General features: G+C 40.0%; 15 protein-coding genes. 2 read left to right on the top strand and 13 right to left on the bottom strand.

Going from position 1 to position 23213, the window contains the following annotated elements; all coding sequences use genetic code 11:
• Positions 1-91 precede the first annotated feature (91 nt).
• The 13 genes from PCY71_RS09895 to PCY71_RS09955 all read right to left on the bottom strand — a co-directional run bounded on the left by PCY71_RS09895 (position 92) and on the right by PCY71_RS09955 (position 19839).
• Positions 92-907 (bottom strand): endonuclease/exonuclease/phosphatase family protein, encoded by an 816-nt coding sequence (locus PCY71_RS09895; RefSeq protein ID WP_048772921.1) that lies wholly within the window; start codon positions 905-907, stop codon positions 92-94.
• Between the two features lie 17 nt (positions 908-924).
• Positions 925-3117 (bottom strand): PTS transporter subunit IIBC, encoded by a 2193-nt coding sequence (locus PCY71_RS09900; RefSeq protein ID WP_048772920.1) that lies wholly within the window; start codon positions 3115-3117, stop codon positions 925-927.
• A 287-nt stretch (positions 3118-3404) separates the two neighbouring features.
• Complete coding sequence (locus PCY71_RS09905) at positions 3405-4094, bottom strand: response regulator transcription factor (protein WP_048772917.1); 690 nt, start codon at positions 4092-4094, stop codon at positions 3405-3407.
• 9 nt (positions 4095-4103) lie between these two features.
• A complete protein-coding gene (gene gndA, locus PCY71_RS09910) occupies positions 4104-5528 on the bottom strand; it encodes an NADP-dependent phosphogluconate dehydrogenase (RefSeq protein ID WP_002894560.1) in 1425 nt (474 codons plus the stop codon).
• A 166-nt stretch (positions 5529-5694) separates the two neighbouring features.
• Positions 5695-8358, bottom strand: coding sequence for an SNF2-related protein (locus PCY71_RS09915; protein WP_048772911.1), 2664 nt, complete (start codon positions 8356-8358; stop codon positions 5695-5697).
• 14 nt (positions 8359-8372) lie between these two features.
• On the bottom strand, positions 8373-9623 hold the full coding sequence (locus PCY71_RS09920; protein ID WP_048772908.1) for a ParB N-terminal domain-containing protein: 1251 nt from the start codon (positions 9621-9623) through the stop codon (positions 8373-8375).
• A gap of 17 nt (positions 9624-9640) precedes the next feature.
• Positions 9641-11311: a DNA cytosine methyltransferase gene (locus tag PCY71_RS09925; RefSeq protein ID WP_223310160.1), complete on the bottom strand. Its 1671-nt coding sequence runs from the start codon at positions 11309-11311 to the stop codon at positions 9641-9643.
• A 106-nt stretch (positions 11312-11417) separates the two neighbouring features.
• On the bottom strand, positions 11418-14066 hold the full coding sequence (locus PCY71_RS09930; protein ID WP_048772901.1) for a valine--tRNA ligase: 2649 nt from the start codon (positions 14064-14066) through the stop codon (positions 11418-11420).
• Between the two features lie 25 nt (positions 14067-14091).
• Positions 14092-17097 carry an ATP-binding protein gene (locus tag PCY71_RS09935; protein WP_048772898.1) on the bottom strand — a complete coding sequence of 1002 codons (3006 nt, stop codon included), beginning with the start codon at positions 17095-17097 and terminating at the stop codon, positions 14092-14094.
• A 47-nt stretch (positions 17098-17144) separates the two neighbouring features.
• Positions 17145-17705, bottom strand: a complete 561-nt coding sequence (locus PCY71_RS09940; protein ID WP_048772895.1) for a GNAT family protein — start codon at positions 17703-17705, stop codon at positions 17145-17147.
• 258 nt (positions 17706-17963) lie between these two features.
• Entirely contained in the window at positions 17964-18218 is a 255-nt protein-coding gene (locus tag PCY71_RS09945; RefSeq protein WP_002899692.1) for a DUF1912 family protein, read from the bottom strand.
• Positions 18219-18244: 26 nt separating this feature from the next.
• Positions 18245-19606, bottom strand: coding sequence for a DUF438 domain-containing protein (locus PCY71_RS09950; protein WP_301412544.1), 1362 nt, complete (start codon positions 19604-19606; stop codon positions 18245-18247).
• A gap of 2 nt (positions 19607-19608) precedes the next feature.
• Positions 19609-19839, bottom strand: coding sequence for a DUF1858 domain-containing protein (locus PCY71_RS09955; RefSeq protein WP_048772888.1), 231 nt, complete (start codon positions 19837-19839; stop codon positions 19609-19611).
• Between the two features lie 252 nt (positions 19840-20091).
• Here PCY71_RS09955 and PCY71_RS09960 point away from each other — a divergent pair, with 252 nt between their 5' ends.
• Positions 20092-21519, top strand: a complete 1428-nt coding sequence (locus PCY71_RS09960; protein ID WP_048772886.1) for a helix-turn-helix domain-containing protein — start codon at positions 20092-20094, stop codon at positions 21517-21519.
• Positions 21520-21676: 157 nt separating this feature from the next.
• The gene (gene glpK, locus PCY71_RS09965) at positions 21677-23185 is read left to right on the top strand and encodes a glycerol kinase GlpK (protein ID WP_002918403.1); all 1509 of its coding nucleotides are present in this window, start codon (positions 21677-21679) and stop codon (positions 23183-23185) included.
• Positions 23186-23213 lie beyond the last annotated feature (28 nt).

Consider the following 23213-nt stretch of genomic DNA (forward strand, 5'->3'; position numbering starts at 1 on the left):
ATTTCACCATTTTGCCCTAAAAATATGTTTATCAAAAAGAAAAAGAGAGGCAAACCTGTCTCATTCTCAGTCTTGCCTCATCTTTTTACTATTATAATGCCACTTGCACTTCTAAACCAAAGTGGTCACTGACAACAGGGGTTTCTTTCCCGTCAAAAACAACAGCGGAGCGCTCAACATCCATCCCTTGACTAGTGAAAACATAGTCTATCTTCAGAGCATGCTTATTATCATCCCAGCCTGCAATAGTACCTTCTACTGTCGCCTCTCCGATAGCTTCTCTCGCAACGGCATGACTATCCTGCAGCTTCAGCGGACTGGCTAAGATGGTCTGGTAGCCTTGCTGGCCGACTGGATTGTTGAAATCGCCCATCAGGACTAGAGGAGTTTCTGCTTTTAGAAGCTCTGCTTCAAGCTTAGCCCATTCCCCCTGAAAGCCTTTGTCCCACCATGACAGATGGCAGGAGGCAATTGTCAGCAATTGACCTTCTACCTCAGTCTCGGCTAGCAAGACCTTACGAGTATGATAATCCCTAGGATCATTAGCCTCTGATACCAGAACTTCTCTAGGAGCCATAGGATTTCTAGATAGGATTGCCACTCCTTCGTTATAAATATCAAACCCAATATGATTATAGGCCCAGGACCAATGATAGTCCAGTCCTGCCTCAGCCAATTTTTCTACCAAACAAAGGGCAAAATGGTCTTGATGGATCTCAATTGCGCCCTCAACCGCCTGATAGAAAGGAGCCTGAACAACCTGTTCAGACTCCGTTAATTGATTGACTTCCTGCAGGCAAATGACATCATATTTTTCTTGAAGAATGCGTTCTGCAAGCTGATTAAGCTTGGTTTCTTGCTCTTCTTCCATCCAACTATGAGTATTTAATGTCAGGAATTTTGCCATGATTTCTCTTTTCTATTTTACAATTCAACCTTAGCAACAACTGTCTTAGCAGATGATTGACCAAGTTTTTCTACTGTTACAGACTTGATGGCTGCTGCATTAGTGAAGACTACGATTGTTGAAGTTTCACGTCCTGCTTCTTTGATTGCTTCCAAGTCAGCTGTTACTAGAAGATCTCCAGCTGCAACTTTCTGACCTTCTGAAACATGAACTTCGAAAGGTTTACCTTCAAGGCTGACAGTTTCCAAACCAATATGTACCAAGACTTCCAGGCCGTTATCTGTCACAAGACCGATAGCATGCTTGCTAGGGAAGACGCTAGTTACAGTACCAGCAACTGGTGAATAAATCTTACCATTTTCTGGCTCAACTGCAAATCCATCACCCATCATTTTTTGTGAGAATACTGGATCTTTAACATCTGCCAAGTCAATGACTTGACCGTCCGCAACAGTTTCAACTTCCTCAGTCACACCTTTATAAGTAACTTCAGCAGCTGCTGATTCTGCTTTTTGGCTAGGAAGTGTTTCAGGAATCACTTCACCAGAATCCAACAAGTCTTGAATATCAGATTTGAGAACGTCAGCTTTTGGTCCGTAGATAGCTTGAACGCCTTGGCCTTTCATAACCAAGCCCATAGCGCCTTCAGCTTTCCACTGTTCTTCTGTTCCAACTTTTTCAGCATCTTTGACAGTCACACGCAGACGAGTCATACATGCATCTACATCTACGATATTAGCACGACCACCCAGAAGGTTGATAACATTTACTGCTTGAGAAGCTTCAGCAACTTTACCACCAGTTGACTCTGATGAAGAAGCTTCATCTGAACCATCTGCTGTTTCATAGTTACCGTTACGTCCTGGAGTTGCATAGTTGAACTTCTTGATCATGAAGTTAGAAATGAGGTACATCACAACACCAAAGAGGATAGTTACCCAGATGAAGTTGATGATATCCATTCCTAAGCCAGCATTGATGGCCATAGGAGTACGGGTCAAGAATTCGATAGAACCGAATGAGTGCACACGAAGGTTAACGATGTCAGCCATTGCAAACGCAGCACCTTGTACAAATGCATAAATGATATACAGCGGTGTTGCAACGAACATGAACATGTACTCGATTGGTTCAGTAACCCCTGTCAAGAAGGTTGCCAAAGCAGTCGCAATCATCATACCTTTGTATTTGTGCTTCTTGTCAGCATCCACGTTGTGATAGATAGCTGCCGCTACCCCCATAAGGATACCGAATGAACCAATCATCTGACCAACTTTAAAGCGAGCTGGATGAACTGTATCAAGCAAGTGTTGGTAAGTAGAAGGATCAGCTGATTTCGTACCAACCAAGTCAGTTACCCAAGCCAACCACAGTGGATCTTGACCAGCTACAGTTGTTCCCGCACCAGAACCAGTAATAACGTGATAAACACCACCTAGTTCTGTGTAGTTCATTGGGATGGTCAACATGTGGTGCAAACCAAATGGAAGCAAGAGACGTTCCAAAGTACCATAGATGAATGGTGCCAAAACTGGTGCAGTATCTTGTGAGTTAGCAATCCAAATACCAAAACCGTTGATACCTGATTGAACAACTGGCCATACGAATGACAAAACAATTGCTACGATTACTGAGCGCAAGATAACAACGAAAGGTACAAAACGCTTACCATTGAAGAATGACAATGCATCTGGCAATTTACGGAAATTATAGTATTTGTTATAAGCTGTCGCTCCAACAAAACCAGCAATAATTCCGACAAAAACACCCATATTCAGAGCTGGTGACTCCAGAACGCTGATGAAATAATCAGAAACCTTAATTGATGCACCAAACATTGTTTTAACTACAGCAGCCTTATCTGAGAGCATATCGCTGGTAACACCAAACATAACACCAGTGATACGGTTAATCAGGATAAAGGAAAGACCTGCAGCAAAGGCACCGCCAGCGCGTTCTTTTGCCCAACTTCCACCGATAGCCAAAGCAAAGAGGATATGCAGGTTACCAATAACCCCCCAACCAATCTGCTCTAAAACACCACCGGTAGTGACTAAAACACCTAGATTTGGATTAATCATCGGAATTGATTTACCGATACTAATCATCAGTCCTGCTGCCGGCATAACAGCAACGACCACCATCAAAGCTTTACCGAATTTTTGCCAAAATTCAAAGCTAAAAATGTTCTTGAATGAATCTTTCATCATTCAGACCTCCTTATATTTTTTGCAAACAAGTTCGTTTTTGTGAAATCGTTTGCATGTCGATACATCTATTATAGCACGATTTTTTATTTTGTAAAGGCTTTTATAAAAATATTTTCTCTTTTTTTTGCATCCCAAAGGCTAAAATTTCTCTTTACCAGCCATATTCTTGCTATATTTTAACGAAAACGATTGCATATAATTACCAGAAAGTCCAAATTATTTCTCTATCAATACTGTAACAAGCGCAAAAAACTCCGTCTCCTAAGGAGAACAGAGTTTTTAATTTTCTATTCCTGCATGGCATAACCAACACCGCGAACGGTTTTGATATAGCTTGGCTGCCCTTCCACATCAATTTTACTGCGCAGATAACGAATATAAACATCTACAACGTTGGTCTCCGTTGCACTCTCGTACTTCCAGACACGCTCCAGTAGTTGCTCACGGCTCATGACCTTATTGCTGCCCATCAGGGTCACCAGCAGATCATACTCCCGCCGCGTCAGCGCAATGATTTCCTCACCGCGGTAAACCGTATGATTTTTAATATCCACTCGCAGATTGCGATAAGAGGTCGGAATTTTCAAGAGACTGCAGTGCTGGTCGATAAAGTCGCGCCCGCGGAAAATGATGGAGACACGCTCCACTAAGTCACTGATAATGAAAGGCTTGACCACGTAGGAAACGGCAAAATGCTGGATTGCTTCCTGTTGCTCTGCAATCTCTTCACGACTAGCCAGAACGATAATGACGGACGCTGGCTTAATCAAGCTCAGCTGCTGAGCAAAATCGCTGGCAGTCATATCTTGAAGATCATAGTTGAGTAAGAGCAAGTCATAATCCACATCTTTAGCCAGAGCCAGTCCCTCTTGACCAGTCTCAGCAAAATCTACAAGAAAGCCTTCCTTTTGCAGTTCCAAACTCACAAATCGAGCAAGATTTTTTTCATTTTCTACTAGTAAAATTCGCTTTGCCATAGGCCTATCCTATTTTTCGTCGTACCAAGAATAGTGGTAGGTACCTTCTTTGTCTTTACGGTTATATGTATGAGCACCAAAGTAATCACGCTGCGCCTGAATCAGATTAGCTGGCAGATTTTCCGCACGGTAGCTATCAAAGTAAGCAATGGCACTAGAGAAGGTTGGCACTGGTACTCCTGCTTGCACAGCCAAGCTGACAACATCACGAACCGCCTGCTGATACTTAGCCGTAATATCCATGAAGTATTCATCTAAGAGCAGGTTGGCTAGATCAGCATCACGTCCATAAGCATCTGTAATCTTTTGCAAGAAACGAGCACGGATGATGCAGCCAGCACGCCAGATAGAAGCAATCTCACCAAACGGCAGATTCCAGTTGTTTTCCTTAGAAGCTACACGCAATTGAGCAAAACCTTGAGCATAAGACATGATTTTTGAGAAGTAAAGAGCCTGGCGAATCTTTTCAATCAGCTCTGCCTTATCTCCTTCAAAGGTGAAAGCAGCTGGTTTTGGCAATACCTTGCTGGCTGCCACACGCTCATCTTTGTAGGTCGAAATATAACGCGCAAAGACTGATTCTGTAATCAATGGCAGCGGCACACCTAAATCCAGAGAAGATTGACTTGTCCACTTACCAGTTCCTTTATTACCAGCCGCATCCAGAATGTAGTCAACGATTGGGCCAGCTTGACCTTCATCGTCCTTGCGTGTCAAGATATCTGCTGTAATCTCAATCAGATAGCTGTCTAGCTCGCCTTTGTTCCACTCTGTGAAGATGTCAGCCATTTCACTAGCTGAAAGGCCCAGCAAGTGCTGCATCAGGTCATAACTTTCAGCGATCAGCTGCATATCTCCATATTCAATCCCGTTATGGACCATTTTCACATAGTGACCTGCGCCATCAGGACCGATATAGGTCACACATGGTGCACCATCTTCAGGAGCTTTGGCAGAGATTTCTTCCAAGACATCCGCTACCAACTCATAAGCTTCTTTTTGACCACCCGGCATGATAGACGGACCTTCCAAGGCGCCCTTTTCACCACCGGAAACACCTGTACCGATGAAGTTGATGCCAGAGTTTGCCAACTCTTCATTACGGCGAATAGTATCTTTGTAGAATGTATTCCCACCGTCAATCAGGATATCACCCTTGTCCAAGTGAGGGAGCAAGGCCTGAATAGTCGCATCTGTACCAGGACCAGCTTGAACCATCAGCATAATCCGACGCGGTTTTTCGATAGAGTTGACAAAAGACTCTACATCATAGCTTGGCACAAAGTTTTTCTCAGGATGAGAGGCAATGACGTCCTCTGTCTTATTTGCTGAGCGGTTATAGATGGCAACTGTATAACCACGAGATTCGATATTTAGGGCAAGGTTACGGCCCATAACAGCCATACCAACAACACCAAAATTTGCTTTAGTCATTATGTTCTCCTATAGTTTGTTTGTCTTATTTTATCATTTTTAAGGCTTAAAAGAAAGTATTAAGTCGGAGAGGGATGAAAGAGGGAGGGATAGAAAAACCAAGTACAGATTAACTGAACTTGGTTGTGGGTGGTTACAGTGATAAGCGATTTAAAACTTAGTTGTCCTAATTCAAATTTTTTGTAATACGCTTCCGTTCCGCTTCAATAATACTAATTGCTTCATCTATTTCATTTTGAGAAAATTCTATTTTTAAATCGCCATTATCAATAGCATTATACATAGTTTCTTCTTTCTTCTTCAACTTTTCATAAATTTTCTCATCAACATACCCTGCATTACCACTGTCAGCTGGTTCAGATTTTGTTTGTAGATAATAATATCTGGTATATTGATTATCTTCTAGACCTAATCTATGAATTCTATCTCTGGACTGAAGCATGAAAGTTAGATTAAAATTATACTCAAAATATAAAGCATCGTGTACCTCTCTATGAAGAGACACAGATTCACCCAATGTCTGAGGATTTGAAATCATCACCATTGTATTACCAAAGCGAAAATCATTAATCAAATTCTGTCTTTCAGAAACATCTGTACTTCCATACACTAGATTGGCAGGAATTCCCATTTGATTCAGTCTATTTTTGATTTTTTTCATTGTATTAACAAAAATTGCCCAGACTATAACTTTTTTCCCTTCAGATATAAGCTCTTGAATTTTTTGAATACCTTTTTCAAATTTCGGAGAAATCATACTTGAAAAATCATACTCATCATATCCTTTTGCTTCTTTTATAACTGAAATAGATGGTGTTTCTAATCTACTATAAAATATATCTTCTGATATTTCAATTGTATCATTTTTATCATTATCATCAGCAAACCACATATCTTTATATTCAATCCTTTTGTTAAGTAATTCAGGATTTGTAGACGCTTGTATCAATCGAATTAATCTGGCTAAACTCGACGATTCATTATAGTATATGGACTGTGCTAATTGTTTCTGTTCTTCGCTCGGTTCCTCAACCAGAAAAATGTCTGGATCCGGTTTAGGAACCCCTAAATCGTTCTTATTTAAACGCCAAAAGAAGGGAGCTAATGCCTGGTTGATTTCTGAAATTTTCCTAAAACTAGGATTTTTTAATTCATCTAAATCCCACCTAAAAAAAGCATTGTATTCATTTGCGTATAATAAGTGAAGAAAATTATATATATCTTGATACGAATTGGGGATTGGAGTACCTGTTAAAACAAATTTAAACCGAGAATTTCTAACAAGTTCCAATGCAGCTTGAGCACGAACCCCTGAAGGATTTTTTATTCTATGAACCTCGTCAAATACAATCATCGTCTTGATTGACAACAATTCTTGTAACTTGTCTTTGTACTTTGTCAACGATTCATAATTCACTAATATAAGATTAGAAGTTTTCCAAGACACTGATAAATCAAAAGAAAAATCTTTAGAGTTTTGGCAATCAACTACTTTTAAACGCTTCTTTTCTCCAAACACCTGTTTAAATTCTTCTTTCCAACTATTGAAAGCATTAATAGGACAAATAACCAATAGATTATCCACATGCTCACTTTCAACTTTCGAGGAATTCAAAAATGCAAAAACAGCCAAAATCATCGCAGTTTTACCAGAACCCGGCACAGAAAAGTTCGCAGCCCTAGCCATCCTGTATTCATAGAAAGCAGCCTCAAGTTGCAATTTTTTAAACGGGCGAACAACCTCTGAACTAATAATAGAAACAAACTCTTCAAACTTTTCTTGCTCCCCATGAATTGTATATTGTTCAGGAGACTTTAAGTACAAACCTAATTTTTTATAACAATCGATAGAATATTGGTTGGATTCTAAATATTCTTTCACTTCCTCCGATACTTCAACTAAAATATTTTTCCTTTTACACCTTTTTCTTGTTTCTTCAATAATATAATTAATGTCCATGTAAGAAAATTCTGACTTAATAGTTGAATTATCATCTTCAAAATATTTACTTGATAAATCCGATCCGGGCTTTAATTTTCTATCAGTATTTGTTATATTTTTCAAGGAATTATCTTGGCGTACAACTTTTTTTCTATCTGCCAAATAAAAACTGACACTTTCAGAGTTCACTTCTTGTATCTTGTTCCTGCTTACTGTTGAGTATTCTTGGTATTGTTTTAACTCAGAATAGACTATTTCTGTAGCATCTACGGTCAGAATATTAGGTTCTTCATTAATCCACAGCCGTTCAAATCGTTTCTCGTTCGTTTTTATTCTAGACTGTACATTTATACTTGTATCCCAAGAAACATCCACAGATATGCTTTCATAATTTAATTCCAAACCATTTCTGGTTTCATTAACAGAACCATTAAAGAAAATAGTATCGTCATCCGAACTAATTAATCCAAATTTATCATGAAATATTCCTTTTCCTACTGGAACAATTGCAAATTTCACCTCTGCGTGACCATTTGCTATCATGAAGGCTAAATTCCCCAGCGATTCTTTAGTTTGATTATTTAATACTGACTGCTTAAGTTGCCTAGTCAATTTTTCTAGACTTCTTTTGAGTTCATATCCTTCTTGTATTCTTGAAAAGTCTTCTTCAGAAATATCTGTAGAAATAATAAATTGTGCAAAACCTTTGTTATCAAATAACTTATCTAAACCCTTAGAATATAAAGCTAAACCTTCACTAGAAAAATAAGCAGACACTCTTTTATATACACTCGCCTCAGATAATACTGGTTCATAGAAGTCTTGAGCTAATTTCTGACTTTGATAAGTTGGTTGAATTTTACTTCTTAAATCTTGAGAAAATGTCATAATCCCCCCTGTAATTACCTAGATAACTTGTATGTTAAATCTCGAATTTCTTTAAGAATCTCTTTTGCTTCAAAATACTCATCTTCATGGAGTTCTTTTAAATCTTCGGAAGACATATAGTCTAAATCATCTCTAATGTCCTGTAATTTGACTAAAGATTGTCTGCGATCAGCTGCTGCTTCTCCTTTATTTGACAATCTATTAGTTGTTTGCAGTAAACTATTAGCTGCTGCTAAAGCATCTGGATTACTTTCTATATTTTTTCTCAAATCTTCTACTTTTTCTACAGGATTATCTTCAAAACATTCTATAATCTCATCAACATGTGAATCTGTAGCTTCAATGTAATGTTTTTTTATATCAGGATTATTTAGAATATTCTTTTTGATACTACGCATTTTTCGAGTAATATCACCATCACCTTCATCTGACTTAGCAATATGAACAGCAAGTGTAGTTAAGACATTTTGTGTTATCGTTTCCTTATTATCTTTTAGCTTATTAATTGTTCCTTCAATATCTTCTATAGGGCCATCTAATTTTAGTTCTCTTGCCAAATAAAACTTATCAATAGGATTTTGATTTGGAGCAATTATATCCAAGAATTTAATGATTAATCTAGCGAGTCTTATATCTCGATTAATCCCTCTCGTATTTCCAGCACCACTAGCTTGCTTATATTCTTCGGGAGTCATTAATTTCTGAACTTCAATAGTATTATATACATCAAAAATTCGATCAATTGGGTCATAGCTAACTCTCTCTTCTCGTGCAAGCTGTAAATCTAACTCTAATTCTTTTATTTTCTTCTCATCAATTTTATTATGAATATCAAAAGAAAGTATTGCTGCTTCAAAATACCGTCTAATGTTATTTTTCTTTTGAAGTTTACGAAGAGCCGTAAATCTTCTATTTCCATCAATTACTCTTCCGTCAGCAAGAATCACTCCTGGTTCTTGCTGTCCTCTCTCTTCTATAGATTTTTGGGTATCTTTTAAAGCTTGCTTTTTAGACTCAAAAATAAATTTTTCAAATATTTTATTATATTTTGAATCTCCAATTTCTGGTATTAATTTACCATGATTTGATATGTACTGATGATAAACTGTATTAATACGACCATTTTGATCATTATAGTATAAATATTCTAACGGGAATTTATACACTGGATAATCTTTTGTTTCACCCCCAATAGTCAAACGTTTTGTTAAAGTTGTTTTTTCAATATCCCCATTTTTTATCAATTCATTTAAATCATAATTCATCCTCATTCTCCATTCATTTATTTTCCGTAAATTATTACTGAGACTAGGTAAATAGACATTAACTGGCTCAATGGAATCTTATCCTTAAGTTGAGTAAACTCTGTTCCAGAAACATCAACCTCAATGTCGTTATTATCTATATGGTTGTATATTAACTTGCCAATATAGTTGATAATATAATATGGATGTGAAACATCATCCATAAAGAAACCGTACTTCTTATTTTCTAAATTTAAATGTTCTATCGAATATTTCCTAATAATTTCGTTATTTTTCAATTCCTCTATTAAATCAGGTTTTAATTTACGAAGAAGTTTTTTAGCTTCCATTTGATTAAATCTTGAAACAATAATACTCTTAAACCCTTTACCAGTACCAGCATGTGCTACAACCCCCCAGTTACCGATTTCTCCATTAATTTTATTAGTCAAATCGACTGTCATGTTCCCTGACTTAATTGGAAATTGTCTAAACAAGGCTTTTTCATTTCGTGTTGGAGGATTATTAAATTCTTTTATTTCTTTATTATCTAAATATTTAAATTGATTGATATCTTTATTTATAAGCTTAGCCGTTAATTTTGGAAATTTTATTAATTCTAAAATTTTCATAGCCAAAGCATACGATAATTGAACACAAACTGCATTGCCTACCTGTCTCCACTTTGTAGATTCATCACCAAAAAATTGATAATCTAAAGGATACCCCATAATACAGGCTGCTTCTCTTATGGTTGGCAAGCGATACTCACCATCACCTTTTCTGTCATAACCAGATTTATATAAAATAGCTTCTCTGGTACTAGCTGATTGTGTTGCCATAATAGTGCGACTTGGCTTATCCATATTTTCTGGAAACGACATTTTTCCCATATAAGGGTGCCTTTGTTTTAAGTCTCTAGCTTTCTGCCATTGTACTTGATAGACTCCTGTATCATAAAAATGATCTTTAAAATTTTTGAACTCAATAGATTCATTTGGATAATTTGGATCTGTAACAAATTCTACAGGCGATTGGTCTAATGGATCTGGAAAATTTCTGAATAATTTTTTTAAAGTAACTTTCTCTTTAGCAACCCTATCAGGAAATGGAAATTCACCAGTCTTAGTTATTTCCCCGCTAACGAACCTACGTCTTGCCTGTGCTGCACCATAATCATCTGCATGTAAAACCCCACCGTTATATTTAGACTTGATGGCAATGGATTTTGGATTTAACCCCTGAGAAACGGCCCAACTTGATAAATCCAAGTCCTCAAAAGTATACTCCTCTTGGACATAGTTTTGAGAATTTGGAACATTTTCCATTAACCATGCTTTTAGCTTAGAATTTTTTTGAAATTTCTTTACAGCAATTACCTTAAAAAAAGTATTAATCAGATGGATACCCAAATCTTTGTTAGCATTCCCACCTTGATTAGAAAGAGAAAATAATTGACATGGGGGACTACCAATGATAATATCCGAATCTGGCAACTTATTGATTTCATCAATATCTTCAAAATCAAGTACGCTCTTAACTTTATCGTTTAGCCCATGGTTAAAATTATGAGTCGTGATTGCTGGTTGCCAAACATCAATTCCCATAATAACATCATAGCCCGCTCTACGAAATCCTTCTGAAAAACCACCTGCTCCACAGAAAAAATCAATCACGGTTAATCTCTTCTTTTTCTTCTTACTTTTCACAATTCTACCTATTATCTTACATTATTTTTTGTTTGCTCCCATTATACCAAAAAAACACAGTTTTTGCACTGTGTTTTCATCATATTCATATAATGAATTTGAGGTTTTAAACCAATTTCTTCATTTCTTCAATCCGTGCTACGGTTGCGTCGTATTTAGCTTGGTAGTCGGCTTGTTTGTCGCGTTCTTTTTGGACAACTTCTGGTTTGGCGTTGGCTACGAAGCGCTCGTTAGAGAGTTTCTTGCCGACCATATCCAGCTCTTTTTGCCATTTGGCTAGTTCTTTTTCGAGACGAGCCAGTTCTTCCTCGATATTGAGGAGGTCTGCCAGCGGCAGGTAGATTTCTGCTCCTGTGATGATGCTGGACATGACCAGCTCTGGCACTGCAAGTTCTGATGCGATTTCCAAATGCTCAGGATTGGTAAAGCGCTTGATATAGTTGATATTATCCTTGAAGAAGGTTTCCAGCGCGCTGTCAGTCGTCTTAATCAAGATGGTAATCGGCTTGCTTGGTGCCACATTAACCTCAGCTCTGCTATTGCGCACCGAACGGATCAGATCCTTGAGGGCTTCCACGCCAGCTGCAGCCTCAGCATTTTCAAACTCTGGGCGAACCACTGGGTAAGCCGCTGTTACAATGGTGCCTTCTGAGATTTGTCCAAAGATTTCTTCAGTCACGAAAGGCATGATTGGGTGAAGCAGGCGCAGGATTTGGTCCAGCGTGTAAAGGAGGACAGAGCGAGTGATGACTTTTTCGTCGTCATTATCGCTGTAAAGCACTTCCTTGGTCAGCTCCACATACCAGTCGGCAAATTCATCCCAAATGAAGTTGTAGAGGATGTGACCAGCCACACCAAACTCAAACTTGTCAAAGTTCTCAGTGACCTTGCCAATGGTTTCGTTGAGGTTGTGGAGAATCCAGCGGTCAGTAACATTACCAGCTTGACCAGCCGCTACCTGAGCGACATTCTCACGCGCTACATCCAGCGTCAAGCCTTCATTGTTCATGAGGATATAGCGGGAAATGTTCCAGATTTTGTTGATGAAGTTCCAAGAAGCATCCATCTTTTCATAGCTAAAGCGGACATCTTGGCCTGGTGCAGAGCCGTTTGATAGGAACCAACGCAGGCTATCTGTTCCGTACTTATCAATAACATCCATTGGATCAATCCCGTTACCAAGAGACTTGGACATCTTACGACCTTCCTCATCCCGAATCAGACCATGAATCAATGCATTTTTGAATGGCGACTTGCCAGTAAATTCCAAACCTTGGAAAATCATCCGAGATACCCAGAACGGGATAATATCATAACCAGTTACCAAGGTTGATGTTGGATAATAACGCTTGAAGTCTGCTGAGTCTATATCCGGCCAACCCATGGTTGAGAATGGCCAAAGGGCAGAGCTGAACCAAGTATCCAAGACGTCTTCGTCCTGAGTCCAACCATCGCCTTCCGGCGCTTCTTCGCCCACATAGATTTCACCTTCAGCATTGTACCAAGCTGGGATTTGGTGACCCCACCAGAGCTGACGGGAAATTACCCAGTCGTGGACATTTTCCATCCATTGGAGGAAGGTATCGTTGAAGCGTGGCGGGTAGAATTCTACCTTGTCATCTGTAGCTTGGTTGGCAATGGCATTCTTAGCCAATTGGTCCATCTTGACGAACCACTGGGTAGACAGACGCGGCTCAACCATAACGCCAGTCCGCTCTGAGTGACCAACGCTGTGGACACGTTTTTCGATTTTAACGAGGGCACCGATTTCTTCCAGTTTCTTGACAACAGCTTTGCGTGCTTCAAAGCGGTCCATACCCGCAAATTCGAAGGCTAGATCGTTCATAGTTCCGTCGTCGTTCATCACATTAACTTGTGGCAAGTTATGACGTTGACCAACCAAGAAGTCGTTTGGATCGTGAGCCGGCGTGATTTTCACGACACCTGTACCAAATTCAGGATCCGCATGTTCATCAGCCACGATTGGGATTAGTTTATTAGCGATTGGCAGAATAACGTTTTGACCAATCAAATCCTTGTAGCGTGGGTCTTCTGGATTGACCGCAACGGCAACGTCCCCAAACATAGTCTCAGGACGAGTGGTCGCCACTTCAAGGGCGCGTGAACCATCTTCCAGCATGTAGTTCATGTGGTAGAAGGCACCTTCCACGTCCTTATGGATGACCTCGATATCAGACAGGGCTGTGCGTGCTGCTGGGTCCCAGTTGATGATAAACTCACCACGGTAGATCCAGCCTTTCTTGTAAAGCTCGACAAAGACCTTGCGGACAGCTTTTGACAGACCTTCATCTAGCGTGAAGCGCTCACGAGAATAGTCCACAGAGAGGCCCATCTTGCCCCATTGCTCCTTGATAGTCGTCGCATATTCGTCCTTCCATTCCCAGACCCTAGTCAAGAAAGACTCACGACCGAGGTCATAGCGGGAAATGCCTTGCTCCCGCAAGCGCTCCTCGACCTTAGCCTGAGTCGCAATTCCCGCGTGGTCCATCCCAGGCAGCCAAAGCGTATCAAAACCTTGCATGCGTTTCTGACGGATGATGATATCCTGAAGAGTCGTATCCCAAGCGTGACCAAGGTGAAGTTTCCCAGTAACGTTTGGTGGTGGAATGACGATCGAATAAGGCTTGGCCTTTTGATCTCCTGAAGGCTTGAAAACATCCGCATCAAGCCATTTTTGGTAGCGACCAGCCTCAACCTCGGCTGGATTGTATTTAGGTGAAAGTTGTTTAGGCATGTGTTTGTCCTTTCTGATTTATTACTTAGCTACTTTGATAAGCATCTAAAATGTTAATAGTATCTCTTATAATAGGGCTCTGTATGGCTCTGTAAAGAGATTTATTTCCAATAATATAAAATTCTTCTTTAGCTCTAGTCGCTGCAACGTTTAAGATATTGGGTTCAGAGACAGCCCAACGTGCAGCCCCCTCACTCATATAATCTGCTCCAAGTACAAAATACACAATCTTATTTTCTTTTCCTTGGAAAGTATGTACCGTCCCTACATTTACAGGTTTTCCATTTTCTCGTTTTGTGAAACCGATTTCATCTAGTTCTTTTGCTAGTTGTACCGATACATTTTTAAAAGGAGTAATGACATAAATATCATCAAATTCCTCATGTCGTTTCTGCAACTCTTCTTTCAAATAATCAGCTTGCTCAGGAACAAATTTATCCTTAGCACCCCCACTAACATCAAACCATTTCCCCAAACCTCGAGCTTTTTCCTTTCCTTGAACCATTAAGTTGTCGTAAGAAATTTTATTGGAAATACTGAACATCGGATCACTAGAACGACGATGAACCCAGAGAGGAAGTCCTATCCATGTCCCATCTTGTTTTTTAAAGCCATATCTACTAGCAGAATCCATCAATTCTTGCGTTGATGATACAAGATATTTAGAGACTATCTTGTGGTGCTGTGCTAAAAATCCTAAAATATTTTTATCTATTGTCTGTACTGGTTGTATTTGAGAAGGATCTCCCACAGCCATAATACGTTTACTTCTAAAGATAGCTCCTACACTTGCTTGGGGTAATGCCTGACCAGCTTCATCAATAAATACATTACCAATACTATTTTCAGGCAAACACCAAAACATGGAATTGAAACTTGCAAAAGTTGTACTAATAACTGGAACACTGAAATTAACCCAATCCCACGCAGCTTTATATAAATCACTAGCATTATCTCTCATTGAATAGCTTTGGGGCTTCTCCCAAATCCATAACGCTTTTTCAAAATGCTTTTTATTGTCATATATAAATTGCTTCCTAACTGCCAGTGCTTTGATAAACAAACGGCTCTGCTCTTCTCGATAGTCATCATCAAACCAAAAATTTGATACTTGCAGTTCCTCATATCTAACAGAAAAATTCAACTTTTTAACTGGGCATGTAGCAAGTTCAGATTGTATTTTCAAAAGTTTTTCCTGATGACGAATTAATTCATCCTCTTCTTTAGACTTCCATTCATTATACTTCTGTTGCCTTTGACTCAGCTGATTTAATTCAAGTTCATACTTTTTAATCTCTTTTTGCAAACCATGGCAATATTGACTTTCATCATGTACCTTCTTCAGTTCTGCTTTTAGAGTTTCATTCGCTTGATTCAATCTCATAAAATAAGTATCTAATTTCGATGGTGTGAAAAGTCTTTTTAACCATAAGAAACGTGGAGCTTGTAATTTTATCAACTCAACATCTTGTGCTGCTATCTGTCTGTTAACATATAACATAGAAATAAGACGCTCATGCTCAAACAGCTCAGATTCTATTTCCTTTTTACTATTTTCTAATTGAGTATATTTTTCCCGTATTTTAGATAGTTCTGAACATCTTTGGGCATCCTCCTGCTGAAACTCTAACTCAAACCGCTGGTAAGCATTTTTCAATTTCACGTGCAATCGAATCTTATCTGCTATCTCTTGCATCTTTTCTCTTTTATCAAGTAGCTTCTGATATTGAATTTTAAATTCTTCATATACTGAAGGATTCGATTGAAATTTATCTGAATTCAACTCTTGTTGTATTGCTTTTAAAACAATTTGCAGACGGTCTCTATTCTGTTTTTTTCCACCTTCTATCGAAAATAATCCCCAATATTTTTTGTCGTTAGAAACATCTTCATCTTCTAACAATAAATTATTACTGATTTCAGCGAAATAATCAATTTTCTCTAATTCATCTAACCAATTTGATTTCTGATAGATTTCTTTTCTTTGGGGTAATTCATTAACAATATTTTTAACAGCACCATTATTAGAACTTGCAACAACGATTCCTTTATCTGCAATTTCTTTTGGTAATTTTGCAATAAGATAAGGGTTGTCATGATAAACTAGATTCCCTTTAAGTTTAGGAGTCGATAATTCACTAATAATCCTCGCCTGTTCCGTTACCAAATCTGCAAAAACATCTTTTAAAAGTGTCGTTTTACCAGTTCCCGGAGGACCATTGACACTTCTTATATCCTCATCCGCATTTGAAGCTAGATTTACAGCTACTTGTTGCATCATGGAAAGAGCATATTTAGGGTTACTAGGAAATCTTCCTAATGGATAATTTTTCGGTTCAAGTATAGTTTCTAAATCATTGGGATTAAAATGGGATGATTCTTTATTACTGTCCAAATTGACCCTTACAGAATCAAATCCTGACAAATAACGATTAAGATTTTCATTATTAATTGATTTTGCATATTTTAAATCCTTTATAAAAAATGAATGTAAATTTATCTCGTCATCAAAATTCTTAACAAAATAATATCTGCAATCACTTGGTGAAATCTCATACTTATTGAGAAGTTTACTCAAAACTTCGTTGAACTCTCCATCAAGAAATGCCTGCCCTAACTGTTCTCGAAGCTCATTTTCTGCCATTAAGAAATCTTTAGGCAATTCCCCATTTTTATAAATTTGCCCACTCATGGTAAAAAACAATTTATTCGCTAAGAAATTCAAATCTTTATCAAAGTAAAGAGCAAAAGTAAATTTATAAGAAGATCTTCCTAATTCTTCGTCTGTTGCTTTTAAATTGTACTTGCCCCTTAATTCTTTGATAATTTTTTGAAAAGGGAAAATTCCACAATAAATAGCAATCCCTGAACTGGATTTTAATTTTTGACGATTTAAAAACTCTTTTAATATTAAGTGATAATCATTCCCTTGAAAAATATTAAACTTAGAATTACTTTTTTCAATGTTCCCTTCTGATAATTGTTCTACTGCAATCCAAGCATCTAATATTCGATTCTGACTGCTTTTCATTACTTCTCCTCTAAAAACATATAGAAATAAGATATATCTTACTCATTTTAAAAACCTTCCCACTCACTCCTCAGCAATCCATATATCAAACCGTCACAGCGATTGCCTTGGGCATCTTTTCGGTCTCGTATGCGAGCTTCGAGGGTGAAGCCTAATTTTTCCGCAACTCGTTGACTTTGGACATTGTAGCCAAAGCAAGTCAGCTCAATCTTGTGAACCCCCAGTTCTCTAAAAGCCAGGTCAATCAAGGCACGCGCTGCTTCGGGCACATAACCACGTCCCCAATAGTCTGGGTGTAAGGTATAGCCAATCTCCAGCACATCGTCTTCGTGCCGATGGTTGAAATCGACAGAGCCGATGACCTTATCAGTTCCTTTAGCGACAATCCCATAACCTGCTGGGAGATTTTCCTTTTGATTGCGCTCAGGAAGGATATGCTCCAGATAATAAATCTCATCCTCCAAGGTCTTGACGGGCGGAAAGCCTGCTGGGTAGGAAACTTCTGGCCTACTGGCATAGTCAAAAATATCCACAACATCAGCCACGGTGCGGACTCGTAACACGAGCCGTTCTGTTTCGATTCGTTCTGGCAACTCTGCTCTTGTCATTCCTCCCTCGCTTTCTACAAAAAATCGCCCCTGCCATCTACATGACAGGGACGAATGAGTTTATCCGCGGTACCACCCAATTTCGGGCAAAGCCCGCAACTCTCGTCTTTATAATAAAAAGACAAAATTATTTCATTTTTTATCCATCAGCAACCAGTTTTGACACACTTATGGACTTCTCAGCACCGCCACTTTCTGTAAAATGCTTGACTCAAAACACCTCTGATGAACATATTCTATCACCTTTCCAGTGAAAAATCAATAATTTCTCTCACCCAAAAGTCCATCTGGCAGGTCGTGAAATCCTTTGCCCGCCTGATAGTTGGCGAATTTCCCCAAAAGAAACTGATAGGCGTCTAAACGACTCTCATAGCGAATGGCCGCTTCCTTGGCCCGCTCGTCCTGGTCCGCCTCGTAGACTGCCTGACTCTCCTTGAGGGCCATCTCGTTAATCATGACCTGGGTCTTGACCCAAGCTTCAAACTCCTGTAAAAATTCCTGTTCGTAACTCATGTTTCTCACTTTCTAACTGTAAATACCTAGTCCAAATCTCGGTAAAAATCACTATTAATATCACGGAAAGGCTGAATGTCCTGCACATACTCCAGTACCCCTTGAAACTCACCAGCCTCATCCCGCACCGCCGCATAGGTCACATGGACAAACTTGCCCCGTGATTCCGACTTGAACCACATCTCAAACTTGTCCCGCTCCCCCTCGCGCAGAGCCTTGAAAATCCGCCGCACCTTGTCCAAAAACTTGGGCGGGTGACAAAGCTCGACATTGCGCCCTATCTGGGACGGCGTTCGCTTGAAAATCATCTCATCTGCCGGCACGCTGTCATTATAATACTGGAAAATATCGTCCTTATTGACAAAGGTAATCTCCATGGGCAGATGGTCCAAAATCAGATTGGCCTCCGCCACCGACAGATAGCCATGACCAAAAGGCTGCTGGGCCTCCCGATTAAAGGCTTGCTCCTTCTTTTCCTTAGGCTTAAAGGAAATAGTGACCTGACCATCCGGCGTATCAATGACCTGCTGAAATCTGCCATCACTAGTCTGTTCTCTACTGGCTGGCGCTTCGCTTCCTTCATCAGCAGGATTCCCAGATTCCTCCTCCGAGAATGAGTGCCGCGCAGGAATCCATTTCTCCGTTGGCTTGATGATGGCATAGCCATAAGCATCACTCTCCTCAGCAATCTTGAGCCAGTCATCCTGAGTAAAGGATTCGAGGAGAATCATAAGAAGGATAGACTCTTCCTTGAAAATCATAGCTTCAAACTCAGCAGCAAAAGTCTCAAACTTTTCCTTGATTTCTTCAATCGAAGTATCAGGCAGCTGCTCCGCAGCAGACTTAGCCTCTTGGAAAAGGTCACGAATCTGGTCATCTACACCCCACATGACCTTGGGCGGTGAATCATGGCCGTAGCTCTCCATGATAGGAAACATAAGCTCTTCCTTACGCTGATAGTGGATATCAAACTGCCCCACCAAACTCAGCTGGCGCTGGAGTCCCTTGCGGATTTCTGGAAGAAGCTCCTCATCTTCTGTGCTTTCATAGGTAGATAGGAGTCTTCGAACCCGCATAAGGGCAGCCCACAGCGCTAGGTTTTCCTGCTTGAAGACCTGAACAGGGTGGCCTGGATGGTCGGTATCAGCCACCTCCACATTCTGAATGGCACCTTTAAAGAGGTTGGCATGAACATTGCAGAGGGACATGACATCTTCGAAGGTCACTCCCGTATCCGAGTTCATCAGCTCATGCTCCATCAGGCTGATTTCGATAGCGGACACACCAGCAAAATGCTTGTTGAAAAGCTCCTGAACAGATTCTGCCGAAGCTCCGTTATGTAGGTCCAGCAAGATTGACTTGAGGACTTCAATGCGTTCAGTAGCCATGCCTAAATCCCCACCACTTCATAGCCATTTAATTCCAGAGTTTGCTTGATTTTATTCAGGTCAATTCCATTCATGGCAGCTCCTTTTTTGATAGAAACCACGCGCCCGATAGTATTTCGCATGACAGGATTGGCCAGAGGCGTAAAGCCTAACTCGACCAAAACATCCAAGACCTCGGGCTGCTTCTCAATCACTTCTGCCACTGGGATAGACAAATCAATCACATTATCCATAGCTGCTCCCTCATCGTTATTTTTCTACAATTATACCATAAAAAAGCTATCAGACTCAAAGCAAAAAAGCATGAGTATCTGCTCCTCTTACGCTTGTTCAAAAGAATGGAATAGCGAATTAAGAAAGACATGATGACAGACTTCTGCCTTCCATTATTGCCTCGAGCAACAATAAGAAAATATAAAGCAGATTGCTTCGTCTTTTTTCCCTTTTGTGATAAGCTAAGATTAGTGAATTGAGAGGGTTTTCGTATGTATCTTGCAGACTTAATGGAAAAGAGTGAAGCGGGGCAGTTTATTGTCCTGTCTTATTTACAGCAGCATTCTACATCCAGTTTGAAGGACGTTATGTCTGAAACCGGCTTCTCGAAAGCAACCTTGACCAAGTACATTAGCCTGATTAACGACAAGGCTAGCGACCATCATGCTGCCCTATCCATCCAGCTTCAGGACGAAACACTCAGTCTATCCGTCGGACCTGATACCAAAGGTCGGGACATTCGCAGGCTCTTTTTGGGCAATGCTATCAAATACCAGATTTTAAACCACTTGCTCTATCATCAGCAGTTTTTAGCCCATCAATTAGCGCAAGAGCTGATGATCAGTGAAGCAACACTCGGCCGCCATATATCTGGTCTAAATCAGATTTTATCAGAGTTTGAGCTATCTATCCAAAACGGCCGCTTAAAAGGCCCTGAGCACCAGATCCGCTATTTTTATTTCTGCCTCTTTCGCAAGGTCTGGTCCAGCCAAAATTGGGAAAAAGAACTTCAAAAACCAGAAAGAAGACAGGAAGTTGTCGTTTTAGAAGAACTTTGCGGAGCCCAACTCTCTCAAGGGCAGCGATTGGACTTGGCTCTTTGGGCACATATCACCCAACAGCGCCTAAGAGTCAATGCCTGTCAATTTCAAATCATTGAGCAGAAAATGCAGGGCTATTTTGAGAATATCTTCTATCAACGCTTGCATCGCAGGACAAATGATTTCTTTGCCGGTCAGCACATCACCCTGAGTCTCGAAGATGGGGAAATGATGATTTTCTTTTCATTTCTGCTTTCCCATCGGATTCTACCCCTGCACACCATGGAGTATATTCTAGGCTTTGGAGGTGAAATTGCCAGTCTGATTACGCAACTGATTCAAGAGATGAAGGGCCAGGACTTGCTAGGGGACTACATTGAAGACCAAGTGACCTACGAACTCAGTCAGCTCTGCGCCCGCGTCTTTCTTTTCAAAGGCTGTCTCTTGCAAGACAAATACAAGCATGACTTGGAATTGCGCCATCCTTACTTATGGAGCGAATACGATTATCGACAAGTGGCAGACACTATTTTTAGCAAACTGCCTATTTTCCAGCAGGGAACATCTCTGGATAAAAAGGTGTTGTGGGAATGGCTCCAGCTGATGGAGTACATTGCTGAAAACGACGGTCAAGTCATCAAGATAGGAATGGACTTGACAGATAGCTTTATCGTTGTTTCCAGAATGACGGCCATTTTAAGACGGTATTTAGAGTACAATCGCTTTATTACGATTGAATCCTACGACCTTACTAGAAATTATGACCTCATCATCACCAACAATCCTATTCATCAAGCCCAGCAGATTCCTATCTATTATTTAAAAAATGACTTGGATTTGGAAGATTTGGCACAAATCCGTCACATGATATTTCATTAAGAAACTTGGAGAAATCTAGGTTTCTTTGTGATTTTCGCACAATCTCCTCAGATTTTTTTAAAATTTAAAAAAAGTTGATAAATAAGAAAGCGTTTTATTTTATATACTAGTTACTGTAGAGGAAACATCCTCAAGATTTTTACTAGGAGGACAGTTCATGTCACAAGAAAAATACATCATGGCCATCGACCAAGGAACAACTAGTTCCCGCGCCATCATCTTTAACAAAAAAGGAGAAAAAGTTAGCTCCAGTCAAAAAGAATTTACTCAGATTTTCCCTCAAGCTGGATGGGTTGAGCACAATGCCAATGAAATTTGGAACTCCGTGCAGTCCGTTATCGCCGGTGCCTTCATCGAAAGTGGGGTAAAACCTAATCAAATCGAAGCCATCGGGATCACCAACCAGCGTGAAACAACTGTCGTTTGGGATAAAAATACTGGTCTTCCTATTTATAATGCTATCGTTTGGCAATCTCGTCAGACTGCTCCTCTGGCTGAACAGCTGAAAAGCCAAGGCTATGTGGAAAAATTCCACGAAAAGACTGGTTTAATCATTGACGCTTACTTCTCTGCTACCAAGGTTCGCTGGATTTTGGACCATGTAGAGGGAGCGCAAGAAAGAGCTGAAAAGGGCGAATTGCTCTTTGGGACTATCGATACCTGGCTGGTTTGGAAATTAACTGACGGCGCGGCTCACGTGACCGACTACTCAAATGCAGCCCGTACCATGCTCTATAACATCAAGGAACTTAAATGGGATGATGAGATTTTGGAAATCCTCAACATTCCAAAGGCTATGCTTCCAGAAGTTCGTTCTAACTCAGAAATTTATGGTAAGACTGCTCCATTCCATTTCTACGGTGGAGAAGTTCCAATCTCTGGTATGGCTGGTGACCAGCAAGCAGCTCTCTTTGGACAGTTAGCTTTTGAGCCTGGCATGGTCAAGAATACTTACGGAACTGGTTCCTTCATCATCATGAATACTGGTGAAGAGATGCAACTATCTGAAAACAACCTCTTGACAACCATTGGCTATGGAATTAATGGCAAAGTTTACTATGCTTTAGAAGGTTCTATCTTTATTGCCGGAAGTGCTATTCAATGGCTGCGCGACGGTCTTCGGATGGTTGAAAATTCACCAGAATCTGAAAAATATGCCCTCAATTCTCAAAACAATGACGAAGTCTATGTCGTGCCTGCCTTTACAGGTCTAGGCGCTCCCTATTGGGATCAAAATGCACGTGGATCTGTCTTTGGCTTGACCCGCGGAACCAGCAAGGAAGACTTTATCAAGGCTACTCTGCAATCCATCGCTTACCAAGTACGAGACATCATTGATACTATGCAGGTGGATGCCAAGACTGCTATTCAAGTCCTCAAAGTCGACGGCGGTGCTGCTATGAACAACTTCCTCATGCAGTTCCAGGCTGACATTTTGGGAATCGATATTGCCCGTGCTAAAAACTTAGAAACAACTGCTCTCGGTGCAGCCTTCTTGGCAGGACTGTCAGTAGGTTACTGGAAAGACTTAGACGAACTCCGCACTCTCAATGAAACTGGAGAACTCTTTGAACCATCTATGAATGAATCCCGCAAGGAACAACTCTACAAAGGATGGAAAAAAGCCGTTAAGGCAACTCAAGTCTTTGCAGAAATCGACGACTAATACTGATTCATATTTTGATAATCAAGTC

It is taken from the genome of Streptococcus sp. SN3, assembly GCF_030439905.1.

Excerpts from the sequence above, each read along its gene's own strand:
- PCY71_RS09895 (WP_048772921.1), bottom strand. The coding sequence starts at position 907 with ATGGCAAAATTCCTGACATTAAATACTCATAGTTGGATGGAAGAAGAG.
- PCY71_RS09900 (WP_048772920.1), bottom strand. The coding sequence starts at position 3,117 with ATGATGAAAGATTCATTCAAGAACATTTTTAGCTTTGAATTTTGGCAA.
- PCY71_RS09905 (WP_048772917.1), bottom strand. The coding sequence starts at position 4,094 with ATGGCAAAGCGAATTTTACTAGTAGAAAATGAAAAAAATCTTGCTCGA.
- gndA (WP_002894560.1), bottom strand. The coding sequence starts at position 5,528 with ATGACTAAAGCAAATTTTGGTGTTGTTGGTATGGCTGTTATGGGCCGT.
- PCY71_RS09915 (WP_048772911.1), bottom strand. The coding sequence starts at position 8,358 with ATGACATTTTCTCAAGATTTAAGAAGTAAAATTCAACCAACTTATCAA.
- PCY71_RS09920 (WP_048772908.1), bottom strand. The coding sequence starts at position 9,623 with ATGAATTATGATTTAAATGAATTGATAAAAAATGGGGATATTGAAAAA.
- PCY71_RS09930 (WP_048772901.1), bottom strand. The coding sequence starts at position 14,066 with ATGCCTAAACAACTTTCACCTAAATACAATCCAGCCGAGGTTGAGGCT.
- PCY71_RS09935 (WP_048772898.1), bottom strand. The coding sequence starts at position 17,097 with ATGAAAAGCAGTCAGAATCGAATATTAGATGCTTGGATTGCAGTAGAA.
- PCY71_RS09940 (WP_048772895.1), bottom strand. The coding sequence starts at position 17,705 with ATGACAAGAGCAGAGTTGCCAGAACGAATCGAAACAGAACGGCTCGTG.
- PCY71_RS09945 (WP_002899692.1), bottom strand. The coding sequence starts at position 18,218 with ATGAGTTACGAACAGGAATTTTTACAGGAGTTTGAAGCTTGGGTCAAG.
- PCY71_RS09950 (WP_301412544.1), bottom strand. The coding sequence starts at position 19,606 with ATGGCTACTGAACGCATTGAAGTCCTCAAGTCAATCTTGCTGGACCTA.
- PCY71_RS09955 (WP_048772888.1), bottom strand. The coding sequence starts at position 19,839 with ATGGATAATGTGATTGATTTGTCTATCCCAGTGGCAGAAGTGATTGAG.
- PCY71_RS09960 (WP_048772886.1), top strand. The coding sequence starts at position 20,092 with ATGTATCTTGCAGACTTAATGGAAAAGAGTGAAGCGGGGCAGTTTATT.
- glpK (WP_002918403.1), top strand. The coding sequence starts at position 21,677 with ATGTCACAAGAAAAATACATCATGGCCATCGACCAAGGAACAACTAGT.